18 protein-coding genes, 1 tRNA gene and 1 pseudogene are annotated in these 18,003 nt (G+C 60.9%); 9 read left to right on the forward strand and 11 right to left on the reverse strand.

The features are described 5' to 3' along the window. Positions 1-18: 18 nt before the first annotated feature. Positions 19-999 carry an LLM class flavin-dependent oxidoreductase gene (locus U1A24_RS05495; protein ID WP_322320970.1) on the reverse strand — a complete coding sequence of 327 codons (981 nt, stop codon included), beginning with the start codon at positions 997-999 and terminating at the stop codon, positions 19-21. Between the two features lie 255 nt (positions 1,000-1,254). Here U1A24_RS05495 and U1A24_RS05500 point away from each other — a divergent pair, with 255 nt between their 5' ends. Continuing rightward, on the forward strand, positions 1,255-1,881 hold the full coding sequence (locus tag U1A24_RS05500) for a hypothetical protein (protein WP_322320971.1): 627 nt from the start codon (positions 1,255-1,257) through the stop codon (positions 1,879-1,881). A 10-nt stretch (positions 1,882-1,891) separates the two neighbouring features. Here the strand turns inward: U1A24_RS05500 and preA are convergent, their stop codons facing one another. Next, positions 1,892-3,193, reverse strand: a complete 1,302-nt coding sequence (gene preA, locus U1A24_RS05505; protein ID WP_322320972.1) for an NAD-dependent dihydropyrimidine dehydrogenase subunit PreA — start codon at positions 3,191-3,193, stop codon at positions 1,892-1,894. Between the two features lie 10 nt (positions 3,194-3,203). Continuing rightward, on the reverse strand, positions 3,204-4,508 hold the full coding sequence (locus tag U1A24_RS05510) for an NAD(P)-dependent oxidoreductase (RefSeq protein WP_322320973.1): 1,305 nt from the start codon (positions 4,506-4,508) through the stop codon (positions 3,204-3,206). Positions 4,509-4,724: 216 nt separating this feature from the next. Between U1A24_RS05510 and accB the strand changes: the two genes are divergently transcribed. From accB to aat, 3 genes are all read left to right on the forward strand, one after another. Then, on the forward strand, positions 4,725-5,216 hold the full coding sequence (gene accB, locus U1A24_RS05515; protein WP_322320974.1) for an acetyl-CoA carboxylase biotin carboxyl carrier protein: 492 nt from the start codon (positions 4,725-4,727) through the stop codon (positions 5,214-5,216). Between the two features lie 4 nt (positions 5,217-5,220). Then, positions 5,221-6,570, forward strand: a complete 1,350-nt coding sequence (gene accC / locus U1A24_RS05520; protein WP_322320975.1) for an acetyl-CoA carboxylase biotin carboxylase subunit — start codon at positions 5,221-5,223, stop codon at positions 6,568-6,570. A gap of 134 nt (positions 6,571-6,704) precedes the next feature. Next, a complete protein-coding gene (gene aat, locus U1A24_RS05525; RefSeq protein WP_322320976.1) occupies positions 6,705-7,334 on the forward strand; it encodes a leucyl/phenylalanyl-tRNA--protein transferase in 630 nt (209 codons plus the stop codon). Here the strand turns inward: aat and U1A24_RS05530 are convergent. From U1A24_RS05530 to U1A24_RS05555, 6 genes are all read right to left on the reverse strand, one after another. Beyond that, entirely contained in the window at positions 7,298-7,738 is a 441-nt protein-coding gene (locus U1A24_RS05530) for a DUF2155 domain-containing protein (protein WP_322320977.1), read from the reverse strand. The two genes, aat and U1A24_RS05530, sit on opposite strands and share 37 nt — an antisense overlap. Beyond that, the gene (gene mlaD, locus U1A24_RS05535; protein ID WP_322320978.1) at positions 7,735-8,235 is read right to left on the reverse strand and encodes an outer membrane lipid asymmetry maintenance protein MlaD; all 501 of its coding nucleotides are present in this window, start codon (positions 8,233-8,235) and stop codon (positions 7,735-7,737) included. Before mlaD ends, U1A24_RS05530 begins: the two co-directional genes overlap by 4 nt. A 15-nt stretch (positions 8,236-8,250) precedes the next feature. After that, complete coding sequence (locus U1A24_RS05540) at positions 8,251-8,625, reverse strand: NADH:ubiquinone oxidoreductase subunit NDUFA12 (RefSeq protein ID WP_322320979.1); 375 nt, start codon at positions 8,623-8,625, stop codon at positions 8,251-8,253. A 157-nt stretch (positions 8,626-8,782) separates the two neighbouring features. Next, a complete protein-coding gene (gene clpX, locus U1A24_RS05545; RefSeq protein ID WP_322320980.1) occupies positions 8,783-10,048 on the reverse strand; it encodes an ATP-dependent Clp protease ATP-binding subunit ClpX in 1,266 nt (421 codons plus the stop codon). A gap of 169 nt (positions 10,049-10,217) precedes the next feature. After that, positions 10,218-10,847, reverse strand: a complete 630-nt coding sequence (locus tag U1A24_RS05550) for an ATP-dependent Clp protease proteolytic subunit (protein ID WP_322320981.1) — start codon at positions 10,845-10,847, stop codon at positions 10,218-10,220. A 478-nt stretch (positions 10,848-11,325) separates the two neighbouring features. Further along, positions 11,326-12,666, reverse strand: coding sequence for an ATP-binding protein (locus U1A24_RS05555; RefSeq protein ID WP_322320982.1), 1,341 nt, complete (start codon positions 12,664-12,666; stop codon positions 11,326-11,328). A gap of 43 nt (positions 12,667-12,709) precedes the next feature. On the opposite strand from U1A24_RS05555, the gene U1A24_RS05560 reads away from it, so the two are divergent. From U1A24_RS05560 to U1A24_RS05570, 3 genes are all read left to right on the forward strand, one after another. After that, positions 12,710-13,579, forward strand: coding sequence for an MBL fold metallo-hydrolase (locus U1A24_RS05560; protein WP_322320983.1), 870 nt, complete (start codon positions 12,710-12,712; stop codon positions 13,577-13,579). Between the two features lie 69 nt (positions 13,580-13,648). Beyond that, a tRNA-Asn gene (locus U1A24_RS05565) sits at positions 13,649-13,723 on the forward strand. Between the two features lie 122 nt (positions 13,724-13,845). Further along, a complete protein-coding gene (locus U1A24_RS05570; RefSeq protein ID WP_322320984.1) occupies positions 13,846-14,226 on the forward strand; it encodes a DUF6538 domain-containing protein in 381 nt (126 codons plus the stop codon). Between the two features lie 559 nt (positions 14,227-14,785). Here the strand turns inward: U1A24_RS05570 and U1A24_RS05575 are convergent. Beyond that, positions 14,786-14,938: pseudogene (locus tag U1A24_RS05575) on the reverse strand (IS5/IS1182 family transposase); the annotation flags it as partial. Between the two features lie 366 nt (positions 14,939-15,304). Between U1A24_RS05575 and U1A24_RS05580 the strand changes: the two are divergent. Next, positions 15,305-16,795, forward strand: a complete 1,491-nt coding sequence (locus tag U1A24_RS05580) for a GMC family oxidoreductase (RefSeq protein WP_322320985.1) — start codon at positions 15,305-15,307, stop codon at positions 16,793-16,795. Between the two features lie 6 nt (positions 16,796-16,801). Here U1A24_RS05580 and U1A24_RS05585 read toward each other — a convergent pair whose 3' ends face one another. Further along, positions 16,802-17,401 carry a TetR/AcrR family transcriptional regulator gene (locus U1A24_RS05585; protein WP_322320986.1) on the reverse strand — a complete coding sequence of 200 codons (600 nt, stop codon included), beginning with the start codon at positions 17,399-17,401 and terminating at the stop codon, positions 16,802-16,804. 106 nt (positions 17,402-17,507) lie between these two features. On the opposite strand from U1A24_RS05585, the gene U1A24_RS05590 reads away from it, so the two are divergent. Next, positions 17,508-18,003: PspA/IM30 family protein (locus tag U1A24_RS05590; RefSeq protein ID WP_322320987.1), on the forward strand; the 496-nt coding region annotated here is incomplete at its 3' end.

An 18,003-nucleotide genomic window follows, 5' to 3' on the forward strand; every position in this document is an offset into this window, starting at 1 on the left:
GCCAGCCCGCCAGCCGCGTTACAGCCCGCGCATCACCTGTGCCGCAATCTCGAACGAGCGCAACCGGGCTTGATGATCGTGGATCATGCAGGTCAGCATGATCTCATCTGGGGCGTAGGTTTCAATCAGCTTGGCAAGTTGACCGCGCAGAGTCGCAGGCGATCCGACCGCCGCACAAGACAGCGACCGTTCCACCTCTGCCCGCATCTGCGGTGAGATTTCGGACAGATCATGCACCGGGCGCGGCAGTTTTCCGGGCTGACCCGTGCGCAGCCGTGAAAACGCCAGCACTTGCGATGATCTCAGATATTCCGCCTCGGCATCGGTTTCAGCCGCAGCGACCCCGGCCAACAACATGAAATACGGCCTGTCGTGCCATTGTGAGGGCCGGAAGGTCGCGCGGTAGGTCTCAATCGCCTGTTCCAGCATCGCCGGGGCGAAATGGCTGGCGAAAGCATAGGGCAGCCCCAGATAGGCCGCCAGTTGCGCGCCATAGAGACTGGATCCCAAGATCCACACCGGCACTTCGGTGCCCTCGCCTGGCACGGCGCGGATGCGGGCGTCAGGGTGCGGCGCGTCAAGGTAGTTGATCAGCTCCAGCACATCCTCGGGGAATTGATCCGAAGCTTGCATGTTGCGGCGCAGCGCCCGCGCCGTGCCCTGATCGGTGCCGGGGGCACGGCCAAGGCCCAGATCAATCCGGTCTGGGAACAGCGTCGCAAGCGTGCCGAACTGCTCGGCAATCACCAAGGGCGCGTGGTTGGGCAGCATGATCCCCCCTGCCCCGACGCGAATGGTCTTGGTGCCCGCCGCCACATGGCCGATCACGATAGAAGTTGCCGCGCTGGCGATGCCGGGCATGTTGTGATGCTCGGCCAGCCAAAAGCGGTGATAGCCCCAAGCCTCGGCATGGCGGGCAAGGTCCAGCGTATTGGCCAAAGCCTCGGCGGTGGTATGGCCTTCGGGGACCGGAGACAGATCAAGAAGCGAATATTGCATGGGATTTCTTTTGTTGTTGAGATGCCGGATGCGAAGCCATCGCGGGCTTTCTATACAGTTGGGTTTAGTTTGCGGAATTGGAAGATGCACGCAGGGATTTATCTGCGGTTTGGTGTGTTCGCTTGGTGAATTCCCCCAGCCAGATCATGGCGAAAGCGTGGCAAGTGCCTAGAAATCTTGGCAGTTTGCGTCAGCGGGGCGGGTTGATGTCTGCTAGTCTCAACCTTGGGGGCGCGTGTAAAAACAGGTGCAAGGATGGAACTGATTTCGTCGCTGGCGGCGACATGCGTGCCGCAGTTTCAATCGCTGGTCGCAAAACCCGTGGCCCGCGCTGCGGCGGCCCTGATGACGCCCGACGTGGCAAGCCGTGTCACAGCGCAAATGCTTCGGGCGGAACCCCCAACCGAAGGCACATTGCGCCCGGTCCTGCCCCCCGGTGTCAGTGAGGCGATTTTCAAAGGCCTGCTGCCTGTCTCGCCCGCTTTGACGCGCAAGGTGGATGGGTCAGAGTCGAAAAAAGTTCAGATCGAAACGCAGACCGAAGTGGACGGTATCAGCCTTGATGGCATCCCGTTCGCGAACGACGGCGCGGTGTTGCTGGACGATCTGCCACAACCCGAGCCGGAGCCTGCCCCCGTGCGCGAACCCGAGCAGGCCGTTGCAAAACCGCTGGCAACCGCAGACCCACCGCCAACCGAAACGCCGACGCAAGCCGATCCCGAGCAAGAGCGTGCCGACCACGCCGAACGCGTCTATCAAGAAGAGCGCGAGATTTCAGCCGTCAGGGCAGAACCTGCGGCTCCGCCACCCGTCGAAGCGGCCGAGCCGGATCATGCAAACCCCGATCCGATCAAGGCCCCAAGCGTCGACAAGCGCGCTTGAGGCCGCTTGGTTATTCCGCCGCCGTGGCGGTCGGGTTGTTCGGATGCGTCGTCCAGTTCGCATAGGTGGTGACCGGGCGACCCGTACGTTCGTCAACAGCACCTGTCGGCAGCTCGATCATGGTGATGCAGTTTTCCACCGGGCAGACGTTGACGCAAAGGTTGCAGGCCACGCACTCGTCATCCTTGACGGTGAAGGTCCGATCCGCCGACATCGCAATCGCCTGATGGCTGGTATCTTCGCAAGCCGCATAGCAACGCCCGCATTTGATGCAATCATCCTGCGAAATATGGGCTTTGGTGACATAATTCAGGTTGAGGAACTGCCAATCGGTGACATTCGGAACCGCGCGCCCGACAAGTTCGGCGGTCGAAACCATGCCCTTCTCGTCCATATATTCCGACAGCCCCGAGATCATTTCCTGCACGATCTTGAAGCCATAGGTCATCGCCGCCGTGCAGACCTGCACATTGCCCGCGCCCAAGGCCATGAATTCCGCCGCATCGCGCCAAGTGGTGATGCCACCGATGCCCGAAATCGGCAGACCATGGGTTTCGCGCGAACGCGCAATTTCCGCCACCATGTTCAGCGCAATCGGCTTCACCGCAGGCCCGCAATAGCCGCCATGCGTGCCCTTGCCGTCAATCGTCGGCTCTGGCGCGAAGCTGTCCAAATTCACCGAAGTGATCGAGTTGATCGTGTTGATCAGGCTGACCGCATCCGCACCGCCGCGCTTGGCAGCCTCGGCGGGTTTGCGGATGTCGGTGATGTTGGGTGTCAGCTTGACGATCACCGGCATCCGGGTGTGCTTTTTGCACCAGCGCGTCACCATCTCGATGTATTCCGGCACCTGGCCAACCGCGCCGCCCATGCCGCGCTCGGCCATGCCATGCGGGCAGCCAAAGTTCAGCTCGACTCCATCGGCCTCGGTATCTTCGAGATGGCCGAGAATATCGCGCCACGAATCCTCGTCACACGGCACCATCAGGCTGATGATCATCGCGCGGTCTTTGTAGTCGCGCTTCACCGCTTTGATTTCGCGCAGGTTGACCTCCAAAGGCCGATCCGTGATCAGCTCAATGTTGTTCAACCCCAGCAAACGCCGATCCGCGCCCCAGATCGCGCCGTAACGCGGGCCGTTGACGTTGACGACCGGAGGGCCTTCCGAGCCCAAAGTTTTCCAGACCACACCACCCCAGCCCGCCTCAAACGCACGGCGCACGTTGACTTCTTTGTCGGTCGGCGGGGCAGAGGCCAGCCAGAACGGGTTGGGGGATTTGATGCCAATAAAGTCGGTTGTCAGATTTGCCATGATAATCCCCTTACGCCATCAGGCTTGCATGAATGGCTTCCGCCGCATCGCGGCCTTCGGCCACGGCTGTCACCGTCAGATCTTCGCCACCCGCCGCACAATCGCCGCCGGCCCAGATCTTGCCCTGCTGTTTCACGAGCTTGGCGCCGTCTTTGGCAATCGGGGCCGCCCCCAACGTCTGACCAATCGCCTTGAACACCTGATCAGCCTTCAGCGTAAAGGTTTCGCCCAACTCAAGCCCGTTCGGGCCGTCATGGGTGTAGGCAAACTCGACGCCTTCGACCGCAGCCGAACCCAGCACTTTGACCGGAGCCGCGCCATAGATAATCCGCACCCCGCTTTGCGTCGCGTGGTCTTGCTCATATTCCGAGGCGCTCATTTTATCCTTACCGCGCCGATAGACCATCGTCACCGAATTGGCACCCAAGAGCTTGGATTGCACCGCCGCATCCACCGCCGTCATGCCGCCGCCGATCACGACCACGTCGCGGCCCACCGCGACCGAGGGCTTGTCAGACTGCCGAAGTTCGGCAATGAAATCAACGGCATTACGCACACCATTCAAGTCTTCACCCGCCGCTCGCAAGGCATTCACCCCGGCCAGACCGATGCCCAGAAACACCGCGTCGTAATCCTGCTCCAACCTGGCCAAAGTGATGTCGCGGCCCAGTTCCACCCCGGTTTTCACCGTGATTCCGCCGATTTTCAGCAGCCATTCGACCTCACGCGCGGCGAAATTCTCCGGCGTTTTATAGGTGGCGATGCCGTACTCATTCAGCCCACCGGGCTTGGCATGGCGCTCAAACACCGTGACCTCATGCCCCTTCAGCGCCAAACGATGCGCGCAGGCCAGACCCGCAGGCCCTGCCCCGACCACGGCCACCTTTTTGCCCGTCAGGCCTGCCCGCGTGAACGGATGCACGCCTTTGCCCATCAGCGTATCAGTGGCAAAGCGCTGCAACCGCCCGATTTCCACCGGCTTGCCCTCGGCCACTTCGCGCACGCAGACCTCTTCGCACAGCTGCTCGGTCGGGCAGACCCGCGCGCACATGCCGCCCAGAATATTCTGCGCAAAGATCGTCTTGGCCGCCGCATCCGGGGTGCCGGTGGCGATCTGTCGAATGAACAAAGGAATGTCGATTGAGGTCGGGCACGCCGTCATGCAGGGCGCATCATGGCAGAAGTAACAGCGATCCGCCGCCACCCGCGCCTCGTGCCGATCAAACACCGGCTGCACGTCGGAAAAGTTCTCGGCATAGGCGGCGGGCGACAAGCGCTCTGCCACCACACCGGGGGTCAACGGGCTATTGGACAAGGCGGGGCCTCCCTTGGCTATGTTGTTTTATTGAGGCTGGCACAGCTTTATTTTTTTATCAAATGGTAAATTTTATGTGAGGCCAGTTTTTTTGACTCTACCCGGTCGCAACCGATCTTGGGCCTTTTTTCTAGGCGCTGGCTTATGTATATGTGTGCGATCAAGGCGCGGATATGGCCCATCCAGCGCGCAGCAATGACGCCAAAAGAGGACGGCATGAGCAAACAATCTTCCGACGCAGACGTTGCGTTTATCTCGGCTCTTGCAGAGCTTTTGAACAAGAATGACCTGACCGAGCTTTCGGTGAAGCGCGAATACGGCGAGGATGACAGCCTTGAAGTGCGCGTGGTCAAGCAATCCAACATCGTACAAATGGCCGCAAGCGCACCGGCGATGCAGTATGCGCCTGCCCCTGCCGCTGGCGCTGCTTCGGCGGCCGCAGCGCCTGCCGCCATCGAAGATCCGGCACAGCATCCCGGCGCGTTGACCTCGCCGATGGTGGGCACCGCCTATCTCTCGGCGGAACCGGGTGCTGCGGCCTTCGTCAGCGTTGGGTCGGTGGTGACCGAAGGTCAGACCGTGCTGATCATCGAAGCGATGAAAACCATGAACCACATCCCGGCGCAAAAGGCTGGCACCGTGAAACGCATTCTCGTCGCCGATGGCAACTCCGTCGAATACGGCGCACCGCTGATGATCATCGAGTAAGCCGATGTTTGAAAAAATCCTGATCGCCAACCGGGGTGAGATCGCCCTCCGCGTGATCCGCGCCTGCCAGGAGATGGGGATCAAATCGGTCGCCGTGCATTCCACCGCGGACGCCGATGCGATGCATGTCCGGATGGCGGACGAGTCGGTTTGTATCGGCCCAGCCTCGTCCACCGATAGCTATCTGTCGAAAGCCGCGATCATCTCGGCCTGCGAGATCACCGGCGCGCAGGCGGTGCATCCGGGCTATGGCTTCTTGTCCGAAAACGCCAGCTTTGCGCAAGCGCTGGAGGATCACGGCATCACCTTCATCGGCCCGAAAGCCGAGCATATCCGCATCATGGGCGACAAAATCACCGCCAAGATCACCGCAAAAGATCTGGGAATTCCGGTGGTGCCGGGCTCGGATGGTGGTGTGGCGGATTTTGAGACCGCGATTGGTGTGGCGGCTGGCATCGGCTTTCCGGTGATCATCAAGGCGACTGCCGGTGGTGGTGGTCGCGGCATGAAGGTTGCCAAGAACGCCGAAGAGCTTGAGATCGCCTTCCGCACCGCGCGGTCGGAATCGAAAGCGGCGTTTGGCAACGATGAAGTCTATATCGAGAAATACCTGCAAAAGCCGCGCCACATTGAAATTCAGGTGTTCGGGGACGGCAAGGGTCGCGCCGTGCATTTGGGCGAGCGGGATTGTAGCTTGCAGCGTCGCCACCAAAAGGTGTTCGAGGAGGCCCCCGGCCCCTGCATCACCCCGGAAATGCGGGCGCGGATCGGTAAGGTCTGTGCCGATGCGGTCGCCAAGATCAACTATATTGGCGCCGGGACGATTGAGTTTCTGTATGAGGATGGCGAGTTCTTCTTCATCGAGATGAACACCCGACTTCAGGTGGAACATCCTGTGACGGAAGCGATCTTCGGGGTGGATCTGGTGCGCGAGCAGATCCGGGTGGCGTCGGGGATGGATATGTCCTTCACGCAGGATGAGCTGGAGATCAACGGCCACGCCATCGAAGTGCGGATTAATGCCGAGCGGTTGCCCGATTTCGCGCCGCGTCCCGGCAAGGTCAAGGTGTTCCATGCCCCCGGTGGTTTGGGCGTGCGGATGGATTCGGCGCTGTATGGCGGCTATTCGATCCCGCCGTATTATGACAGCCTGATCGGGAAGCTGATCGTGCATGGCCGGGATCGGCCTGAAGCGCTTGCTCGGTTGAAGCGGGCGCTGGGGGAGTTGATCATCGACGGGATCGAGACCACGGTGCCGCTGTTTGATATGCTGCTGGCCGAGCCGGATATTCAGAACGGGGAATATGGTATTCACTGGCTGGAGAAATGGCTGGAGACGACCTTCGGGCAATGAGAGTGAGGGGCGCTTTCGGGCGCCCTTTCTTATGGTCCCAACTCGGGACCATTTTTTATTGTTTTTTGTCAATAGCTTGACTATGGCCCGTTAACGGATTTTTAACACTTTAGCCGCAAAGCCCCTCCCCACCAATGCCCCAAAGCCTGACCCCTGAAATCCTGCTGCGCGCCTATGCCTTGGGGATTTTTCCGATGGCGGAAGGCCGGAATGACCCGGAAATTCACTGGGTCGACCCGAAACGGCGCGGGGTTTTTCCGCTCGACGGGTTTCATATCTCGCGGTCTCTGGCCAAGCATATTCTGACCGCTGACTACCGCGTCAGCGTGAATGAAGCTTTCGCAGAGGTGGTGGCAGGCTGCGCGGATCGGCCTGAGACGTGGATCAATGCCGAGATTACTGGGCTTTATACCGCGCTGCACCAGATGGGGTTTGCGCATAGTCTGGAGGTCTGGCAGGGCGACGCACTGATTGGCGGGGTGTATGGGGTGACGCTGGGGGCCGGGTTCTTTGGCGAAAGCATGTTCTCACGCCAGACCAATGCCTCAAAAACCGCCCTCGCCTATCTCGTGCATCGGCTGCGGGCGGGCGGGTTTCAGCTGTTTGACACGCAGTTTCTGACGCCGCATCTGGCCTCATTAGGCGCGGTGGAAATTCCGCGTGCAGAGTATCAACGCCGTCTGGCGGCAGCGGTGCAAGGCCAAGCGCGCTTTGCACCCGCAGGCTATCAGCCGTTGTCTCCGTCGGTGGTTTCGGGTTCCTGACCTTCGCCGGGGGTATCCTCGGGCGGGTCTTCGACATCGGGCAGCACCACATCGGGCACATCGCAGCGCAGCACCCAGACGTCATAGCGCGCATTGTCCAGTGCGGAAAGCGCCGGACTGGAGGCGGTCATCCAGCCGTTGAACACCGGGTCGGGGATCAGCGCATCCAGAATGGTCAGATGCGCGAAAGCCTCGGCGGCGGGGCTGTCTGGATAGTAACGGCAGCCGTCCAACTGAACGGTGAGGCGGCCGACGCTTTGCGATTGACCGTTCGACAGATCAAGATCGGTGACCTTGCCGGTCAGCTTGTCGAGCAGGCGCAGCTTGGCACCGGGGGCATCGGCGACGTCCTGTGCGCTTACCATGCTGGCCAGAAGGCTGAGACAGATCGCCAGACGTTTCATGGATTTGCCGGATCGGGCGTGGTTGCGGCCGGATCAGCGGGCGTGTCAGAGGATGATCCGCCCGACGAGACGAATTTCATCAGGAGTGAGATCAGGCTGACCGAACCTTGAGTGTCTTCAATCTCGTCACCGGGGGCCAGCACATCCAGCGCGCCGCCCGGCATCAACTCGACAAAATTGCCGCCAAGCAAGCCTTCGGACGAGATCAGAATCGCAGAATCGGTGGGCAGTTGGATTTTGCTGTCGATGGCGATGGTGGCATCGGCAAAAAACGTCTCGGGATTCAGCGTCAACGAGGTGATGCTGCCGACCTTGACGCCGGCAAGCCGCACATCAGAGCCGGGGGTGATGCCGTCCACCGAGCGGAACGAGGCTTTCAGCGGATAGCTGCCCGCGGTTGCCGACATCTGGCCACCGCCCGTGGCATAGATCAAAAAGCCGATGGCGGCGGCAAGCACGGCGGCCCCTGCCAAGATTTCTGCGCGATTTTCAGACATTGTAGGTCTCGGCCATTATTTGGGCTGCCATGCCTCGTAATCGCTGCGCAGCGCCGGGGCGCTGGCGCGGATCGAGCCGGGCGGTGCATAGGCGGCGGGCGTGCCGGTCAGGTTTTCCTGATGCGGTTGCTCCCATGCCTTGTGCTTCAAGGGGGTTTTGGTCGGCGGATCATTCCAGGTGAAATGCAGCCAGCCGTGCCAATCGGGCGACACCCGGCTTGCCTCGGATTCGCCGTTGTAGATCACCCAGCGGCGCTTGGTGTCGGCGGTTTGGTAATAGATATTGCCCTGCTCATCCTCGCCCACCTTTTGACCCTTGCGGGCGGTGTAGATCTGGGTGCCCAAAGTCTGGCTGTTCCACCAGGTCAGAAGTCGCTTGAGGAAATACATATAAAGCCTCCGCAGGGGTTCCATCGTGATATGGCCGAAAGGGGCGGAAAGGTCTAGGGGGCTGCGCGGTCTGGCGCGAAATACCGCTGGATCCGTGCAGGCGCGCAATGAAAAAGGCGGGCTTTCGGCCCGCCTTTTATCACGATGTGCAAACGCCTTAGCTGGCGGTTGCGGGTTCTTTTTTCTTGGTCTCGGTATGCACCAGCAAAGGCGCGGCACCGTTGTTGACGGCTTCTTCGTTGACCACGACTTCTTCGACATCATCCATGCCCGGCAGCTCAAACATGGTGTTCAGCAAGATGCTTTCCATGATCGAACGCAAGCCCCGCGCGCCAGTTTTGCGTTTGATGGCGCGTTTGGCGATGGCGGTCAGCGCATCCGGCGTGAAGGTTAGTTTGGTGCCTTCAATGTCGAACAGGCGCTGGTACTGCTTGACCAGAGCGTTTTTCGGCTCGGTCAGGATGGTGATCAGCGCAGATTCGTCGAGATCGGTCAGGGTGGCAATCACTGGCAGACGGCCGACGAATTCCGGGATCAGACCGAATTTCAGCAGATCCTCGGGTTCAAGTTCTTGGAACAATTCGCCTGCGCCACGATCTTCCGGGTCTTTCACCGCAGCGCCAAAGCCGATGGCCGAGCCTTTGCCGCGTTGTGCGATGATCTTCTCCAGCCCCGAAAACGCCCCGCCACAGATGAACAGGATGTTGGTGGTATCGACTTGCAGGAATTCCTGCTGCGGATGCTTGCGCCCGCCTTGCGGCGGAACCGAAGCCACGGTGCCTTCCATGATCTTGAGCAAAGCCTGCTGCACGCCCTCGCCCGAGACATCACGGGTGATTGAGGGGTTGTCGGACTTGCGGGTGATCTTGTCGACTTCGTCGATATAAACGATGCCACGCTGCGCGCGCTCGACGTTGTATTCCGAAGCTTGCAGCAGTTTCAGGATGATGTTCTCAACATCTTCACCGACATAGCCTGCTTCGGTCAGGGTCGTCGCATCTGCCATGGTGAACGGCACGTCGAGAATCCGCGCCAAGGTTTGCGCCAACAAGGTCTTGCCGCACCCGGTTGGGCCGATCAGCAGGATGTTGGATTTCGACAGTTCAATGTCGGTCTTGCTGGCGTGGTTCAGGCGCTTGTAGTGGTTGTGCACCGCGACCGAGAGCACGCGTTTGGCGTGGACCTGACCGATGACATAATCATCGAGAACCTTGCAGATATCACGCGGCGTTGGCACGCCATCGGTGGTTTTCAGCCCCGTGGTCTTGGTTTCCTCGCGGATGATGTCCATACACAGCTCGACACATTCATCACAGATGAAAACGGTCGGGCCGGCGATCAGCTTGCGAACCTCGTGCTGGCTTTTGCCGCAGAAGGAACAGTAGAGGGTGTTCTTGCTGTCGCTGCCGGAATTGTTCGCCATGGGTATCCTCTAGCCCTGCGCCCGTGGGGGGCGTTTGAAGGAAGTGTAGGCCAAGGCCCAAACCTCCACAATCCGAAAGTGTCCCCGCCCTGCGTGGAGGGGCCGAAAGTGTCCCTGCCCTGCATGGACGGGCCGAAAGTGCCCCCAGCAACAGCCGGGGGCGATCATGTTATTTCACTTCGTCAACCTTGCCACGGCTTTCGAGAATTTCGTCAATCAGGCCCCAGGCCTTGGCATCTTCGGCGGACCTGAAGTTGTCGCGCTCCAGCGCTGCCTCAACCGTTTCATAGTCGTTGCCGGTGTGCTTGACGTAGATCTCGTTCAGGCGGCGCTTGAGCTTTTCGGTCTCACGCGCGTGAATCATGATGTCAGTCGCCTGACCTTGGTAGCCGCCCGAGGGCTGGTGCACCATGACGCGGCTGTTCGGCAGCGAGAAGCGCATGCCCTTTTCACCGGCTTGCAGCAACAGCGAGCCCATCGAGGCCGCCTGCCCGATCACCAAGGTGGAGACCTTGGGGCGGATGTATTGCATGGTGTCGTAGATCGACAAACCGGAGGTCACAACGCCGCCGGGGCTGTTGATATACATCGCGATTTCCTTCGAGGGATTCTCGGCCTCAAGGAACAAAAGCTGGGCGCAGATCAGCGACGACATGCCGTCATGCACCGGGCCTGCGAGGAAAATGATGCGCTCTTTCAGCATACGGCTGAAAATATCGTAAGCGCGTTCACCGCGGCTGGTCTGTTCGACCACCATCGGGACGAGTGTGTTCATGTAGTGGTCAACTGGATCGCGCATGGAAACCTGCCTGTTGGGTCCGTGGAACTTGTTTTATCGCCGTATGCTTTCCAGAGTCTTAGTGGCGCGCGCCGGGGGGTGCAAGGGCGGGCGGGCGCATTGAAGCAATCGGCGAAGGGTTGCGTTTGGGTTTAGGGGGTATGTGCTGAAAATTTGGTGAATGCGAAAGTTTCAGCCTGCCTGAGTTAAGGTGGCGGTGGCCAAGTTTCAACGGGGGCGCATGAACAGCGGGCACGGAAGACTAGGGACTGGCGCTGCGATCGAACCGAATAGAAACGCTCCAGTGGAGCGTTTCTCGGTGAGTTGCTCATAAGGCTGAAAGCCGTTGAGCAAGGTGAGGTATCCCGCAAACCGTCGCGTAGGTAATCTGGCCGCGCCTGACTGGGCTGGCGCGGAATCGCGCCTGCCAAGCGGCAGGCAGGCGCGGCCAGATTTGTCTGCTGCCAAATCTGGCAAAACCAAAGACCGTCGTGCGAACTTACCGCGCCACGGTAATCTCTGCCCGCAGTCCCCCCAGCCGCTCACTTTCCCCCAAGCGCAAAGCGCCGCCGTGGCTGCGGGCGATGTCTGAGGCGATCGACAGGCCAAGCCCTACCCCACCGCCCTTGTTCGGGTTGCGTGCCGGATCCAGCCGCTTGAACGGCTCTAACGCCTCATCGCGGCGGTCTTGGGCGATGCCGGGGCCATCATCCTCGACGACAAAGCGCAAGGATCGGTCAGAAACTTGCAGGCTGACCTCGACACGGCTGGCATGGCGCACCGCATTGCCGATCAGATTCTCCAGCGCGCGGGTGATGGCTTGCGGGCGCAGTTTGGCGAAATCCTGCGGGTCACCGGGGGGTAAACTGTGCGGGCCGAGCGTGACGGGCTGGCCCATGCGGCCCGCGTTATCGACCACATGTTGCAGCAAGGCGGTGGGCTCGACAGGCTCGGGCTCTTCCATTGCATCGCCACGGGCGAAGGACAGGAATTCATCGACCAGCCGCTCCATATCCGCGACATCCTGTTGCAGCGCGCGGGTGTCGTCGTCCTCGGGCAGAAACGACAGGCCAAGTTTCAGCCGGGTCAGCGGCGTGCGCAGATCATGGCTGACGCCGGACAGCATCTGCGTGCGACTTTCGATCTGACGCTCGATCCGCGCGCGCATGTTCAGAAACGCATTGCCCGCCGCGCGGACTTCGGTGGCTCCACGCGGGGTATAGGCGATGGTCTGACCCTTGCCGAACGCCTCTGACGCACGGGCCAGCCGGGTGATCGGGCTGAGTTGGTTGCGCAGGAAAATATAGGCGATGAAGGTCATCAAGGCCGAGGTGAACACCATCCAGACCAGCAATTGGTGCGGGTTGCTGGCCGAAATGCGCGAGCGTTTTACCTCAAAGCGGATCGGGCCCTTGTTGGTATCGAGATAGACCTGCACCGCCAAGGGATTGCTGGTCAGATCCACCGCACGCACGCCGGACAGCCGCTCATGCAGCGTCAGGGTGACGGCACGCCCGGCATAATCGAACCATGCGCGGCTGTCAGCTTTCGGCACCTCGGCCGCGTCCAGCGGAAATTGCAGACCAAGATCTAGGCCGCGGGTCAGATCATAGGCCAAAGCTTGCGCTTGGGCCTGCGTCTCGACCGCATCAATGCGGGCGCGGATATAGCGGATTTCAATGCTGACGCCGCCGGTCATCTGCCGGGTGACGCCGTCAAAATGCCGCTGGATGAAGGCAATCGAGACGATCAGCTGCACCACCACCACCGGCAGCACCAGAATAAGCGCTGCGCGCCCGAACAGGCTGCGGGGCAGAAGGGGCTTGAGGTGGCGCTGCATAGCGGCAAGATTAGCCGGGCTGAGGCAGGATGGGAAGGCCGGGATGCAAGTTGCAACAGGGGTTTGGCGGATCCGGGCAGATAACCCCAGCCCGATGACCGGAACCGGCACCAACACCTATGTGCTACATGGGCCCGAGGGCGCGGTGGTGATTGATCCCGGCCCTGCCCTGCCCGCTCATCTGGCAGCCGTGCTTGCGGCGGTGCAGGACGCGCCGTTGCGCGCCATTCTGGTGACGCATCCGCATCTGGATCATTCCGCGCTGGTGGCCGATCTGAAGGCCGCAACCGGCGCGCAGGTCTATGGCTTTGGCAGGGCTACCGCCGGGCGTTCTGCGGTGATGCAGCGGCTGGCTGCGGGCGGGCTGCAAGGCGGTGGCGAGGGCGTTGATGCGGGCTTTGCACCGGATGTTCTGCTGGCCGACGGTGCGGTGCTGGCGCTGGCGGGCTTGCAGATCGAGGTGATTCACACGCCGGGCCATATGGGCGGGCATCTTAGCTTTGCGCTAGGGGAAGACCTGTTCAGCGGCGATCATGTGATGGGCTGGGCGAGCACGCTGATCTCGCCACCCGATGGCGATATGGCGGCCTATATGGCGTCATTGGCAAGGTTATCTGCGCGTGCATGGCGGCAGTTCCTGCCCGGCCACGGCGAGAGGATTGCCGATCCGGCAACCCGTCTGGCCGAACTGACGGCACATCGCCGCGCCCGCGAAACCGCCATTTGTGCGGCTTTGACGGCTGGCCCTGCCCGCCCTATCGAGCTTGCCACGCAGCTTTACACCGACACCCCACCCGCCCTGCTGCCCGCAGCCGCCCGCAACATTCTTGCGCATCTCATTGATCTGCATGACAGAAATGTCGTGACCTCTACCGAGGCCCCCGGCCCCGAGGCCGAATTCAAAATGATCTGAGCCGCAATGCATTTTTATGCGCGCCCCCCCTGGCCGCCCCCAAACACCCTTGCTATAGACCCCTCGTGTTCCGGCGTAGCTCAGCGGTAGAGCAGTTGACTGTTAATCAATTGGTCGTAGGTTCGATCCCTACCGCCGGAGCCAGTTTCAACGCAAGTCGTTGAAATAATAGACAAAGCCAAAATTTGGCTTCGTCTATGTGGCATAAGGATGTTCCATCCTGCACAGCTGATTTGTCTGTCCGTACAACTGGGAACGGATATTAGATGAACGGCCAACCCCACCTCTTCCGACGCGGCCAAGTGTTCCATTGGCGCCGTCGCATAAGCCGACAATCCACAAAAATCGTCGACATCAAGCTCTCTTTGCGCACCACCGACCCGCGCATTGCGGTTATCTTAGCTCGAAAGCTTAGCGCCGAGAGTGATATCGTCATGGAACACGCCGTCAGAAATCAGATCACAGAAACCGAGGCACGTAGCTGGCTTGCCGAGGTTGCGAAGCGAGAGCGCGCCAAAATCGCCACGATTGCCATGTTCAAGCACCTGCGCCGCCGCCGTTCCCAAGGCGGAGCCTGCAATCCCGAGGTCAAGGATAACGACCCCCAACCAATTCGCACCGATGTTGATCAGGTTCACCAAGACTGAAAGCGCGGCAACCGCGCCAGCACGGCCCTCGACCCGCAGGGCGTCCGCGTGCAAGCCAAGGATGAGCTGAACTGGCGCAGCCAAGATCAGAATGGACAGGTATCAAAGGCCGCGATGGCAATGTTTGATCCCCCAAAGCTTCGTGCGGTGCCTGTCGCGCGCTTCGGCAGGATTCACTCGATCGCGGTGCCATCATGATGGTCATGATCACCGCCGATCTGCATCTCGACGTGTGGATGCACGAGGGCAGCGATCCCTTCGTATCCACCGCACCGATCATCAGCCATCTTGATGGCCTGATCATCGCGGGCGATCGCGCCAACAATCCCATGTATCAATGGCCCGTGCGCTGGCGCGGATCGGCACGCATCGCCAGTTCAGCGGCAATATTCGCGGCGTGCCGATCAACAGTATCTCCTTCGGCTACCCCGACGAGATCGCCGACGGCATGGAAGCGGATGTCCAGCCGTTCCGAGATGTCTTCGCCGATGCAATGCAAACAGCCGCCGCAAGCGCAGGTCAGGCTGTCGAGCTCGATCACCTCTACGATACGCGGCAGATGTTTGGGCTGTCGCCCACGCTTGCCGGTGAGGTGCGCCGCCCAAACCATGTCAGGATCGAACCAGATGCCCCGCGACCCGCGACGCTTGAGCGTTTTGTTAAACGCGGGCCAGTTCAGCGTCTTGTAAGTCGGTGTGTTCGGTCTGTTCATGACCTTCCAGCTATCACGCTGGTTTGACAAGACGAATCCATCACAGGATTTGCGCAACGGAGCCGGCACGGCACCACAACTTGATCTAAGATCTGGATACTGCTGCAGTTACGCCATTCTTGCACATTTTCCCTGTGTGTTTGCGGTAACAATCGCCTTCCACAGCGAAAATCCATGGCTTTTCCTCGCCGCCATCTGCGAATTGGGATGACGCGGCCCGGCGGCTCTGCCACATTCGCCGCGAGGAGGCGGTTTGCGGTGGGGCCGTTGTCTTACTGCCGTGCCAGAATACGGGCGGATCGAGTGCCTGCCGTCCCGGTGGATCGGGCATTGGCCCCAGATCCCGCAACAAAGGCAAGCATCCGCATGACTTCCCCGGATATCCTCATCATTGGCTCTGGCATGGGCGGGGCGACTTTGGCTGCGGCTTTGGCGCCCTCGGGCAAGCAGATCGTGATCCTTGAACGCGGCGACTGGTTGGCCGATTGCCCGGAGGCCCGCGATCCTTGGGCGGTGTTTGGCTCGGGGCATTTCAGCCCGAAAGAGACGTGGTATGATGCCGATGGCGGCACATTCACGCCGAACAACTACTATCACCCCGGCGGCAATTCGAAATTCTATGGCGCGGTGCTGATGCGCTATCGCGCTGAGGATTTCCGGCCCCTGAAGCATATGGGCGGCACGGCCCCCGGCTGGCCGATGCCCTATGATGAATTTGAGCCGGATTATCAGGCCGCCGAAGAGATGTATCAGGTGCGCGGTGCTTTGGGTGAAGACCCGACCGAGCCGCACCATTCCGGCCCCTACCCTTTTCCGCCGGTACCGCACGAGCCGGACATGGTCGATCTGTGTAACCGTTTGAAAGCGCAGGGCTTGCATCCGGGCGCCTTGCCATTGGGTGTGGATATCGATCTGTGGCTGAAAGGCGGGGCACTGACCTTTGATGGCTTCCCCAACACCCGTGGCGGCAAAAGCGACGCCGAAACCATCGGACTTGCCGCAGCCTTGAAACATCCGAATGTGACGCTGATCACCAAGGCGAAGGTGACGCGGCTGATCGCCGAGGCTGGCCGTATCACGGCGGTCGACTATGAGCAGGACGGCGGCACGATACGGATTTCGGCGCCGCTTGTGTGTCTGTGCGCGGGTGCGGTGAAATCCGCCTGTTTGCTGTTGGCCTCGGCGGACGGCGATCATCCGGGTGGGCTTGCAAACAGCTCGGATCAGGTGGGCCGCAACTTCATGAACCACAACATCACGGCGGTGCTGGGGGTCAGCCCGTTCCGGCGCAACCGCTCGGTCTATGAGAAGACCATCCAGATGAACGACTGGTATCTGACGGGTGGCCCGAATGGCGAACCGTTGGGCAATGTGCAGATGCTGGGCCGCATCACTGGCGAGATCATGGCGGCGGAATCTGGCCTGCCCCTGCCCGTCTCACGTTGGCTGGCGGATCATTCAGTGCATCTGATGACGATGTCGGAAGATCTGCCGAACCCGAACAGCCGGGTGAGCTTGCGCGATGGTCAGATCGTGCTGAAATGGGAACGCTCGAATTGGCAGGCACATGTGGCGCTGAACGCGAAGCTGAAGCGTGTGCTGAAAAAGGCTGGCTGGCCGCTGGTGCTGACCAAGACCTTTGAGAAGCGCACCCCCAGCCACCAATGTGGCACCGCGCGGATGGGCGCAGACCCGCGCACAAGCGTGGTCAACCCGTTCTGCCGCAGCCATGATCTGGAGAACCTGTTCATCGTCGATGCCTCGGTGCTGCCAACCTCGGGTGCTGCGAACCCTTCGCTGACGGTGGCGGCGCTGGCTTTGCGCACCGCGCGGCATATTTTGCAACGCGGGGCCTGAGCCGCCTTAATCCGCTAGGCCCCGCGTCATAGCTTCGACCAAGGCTGCGACCTCGCCGGGCAGTTGATCACGCGGCGTGGCGACAAATCGCGCCGTCAGCGCCAGCATCACCACACCATGCACGGCGGCAAATACGGTGCGGGCGCGTTGCTGCAGCGCCTGCGGCGGCAGGTCCGGACGCAGTTCTGCCAAAGGCGCGATGATATTGGCGATCAGCACAGCATGTTCGGCGCGGTGCCAGTCCGGGGCCTCGATGCCCTCGGGCAGGCGGTGGGTGAACAGCGCGGCCCAGAGCCGGAAGTTCTGCAAGGCAAAGCTGACATAGGCCTGCGCAAGGGCCGCCATGACTTCTTTCGGCCCCTGCCCCACCGGCACGGCTGCCTGCAATGCCGCGCCCAGCCGTGCAAGGGTGCGCGAATTGACATGCAGGATCAGGCGATCCAGATCCTCGAACGCGGTATAAAGCGCACCCAAAGCGCAGCCCGCATCCGCCGTCACATCGCGCGCCTTCAGCCCGTTCAGGCCACCTGCTGCGATTCGGGCCTCGGCGGCGTCGATCAGGCGCTTTTTCAGATCCTCACGCTGTTCTTCGCGATTGTTGCGCATTTCGCCCTCGATTATTTCGTGAACGGTGTTCATTATTATCTTGAACGACGTTCACACCCATGTCATACAGAGTTCATGAACACCGTTCATAACAAGGGAGATTGAAATGTTCAAACTGTTTGTCACCCTGCTGCGCGGTCGCAACGCCGATGCGGCCGACGCTTTGACCAATACGCTGGCGCTGCCGATCCTGCGCCAACAGTTGCGCGATTGCGCCGGTGGTGTGGAAACCGCCCGCCGCGCTGTGGCGATGGTGATGGCCTATGCCGAGCGCGAGCGCAAAGCCGCTGCCCGCATCAGCGCGCAACTGGCCGATCTCGAAACCCGCGCTTTGGACGCTTTGGCGAAAGGCCGCGATGATCTGGCCACCGAGGCCGCAGGGGCGATTGCGCAGCTGGAGGCCGAAGCCACCACCACTGCCCGCGCCCTGGCCACCTATGACGCCGAGATTGCCCATCTGCGCGCGGTTCTGGCCGATGCAGAAGCCCGGCTGCGCGATCTGCAACGCGGTCAGCGCCTCGCCATCGCCACCGATCACACCCAGCGCCTGCATGGCGCTGCAGCTGTGGCGACGCTGAATGAGGCCGAAGCCACCCTCGCCC

Origin of the sequence: Cypionkella sp., from assembly GCF_034376685.1 — a bacterium.
Taxonomy (GTDB): domain Bacteria; phylum Pseudomonadota; class Alphaproteobacteria; order Rhodobacterales; family Rhodobacteraceae; genus Cypionkella.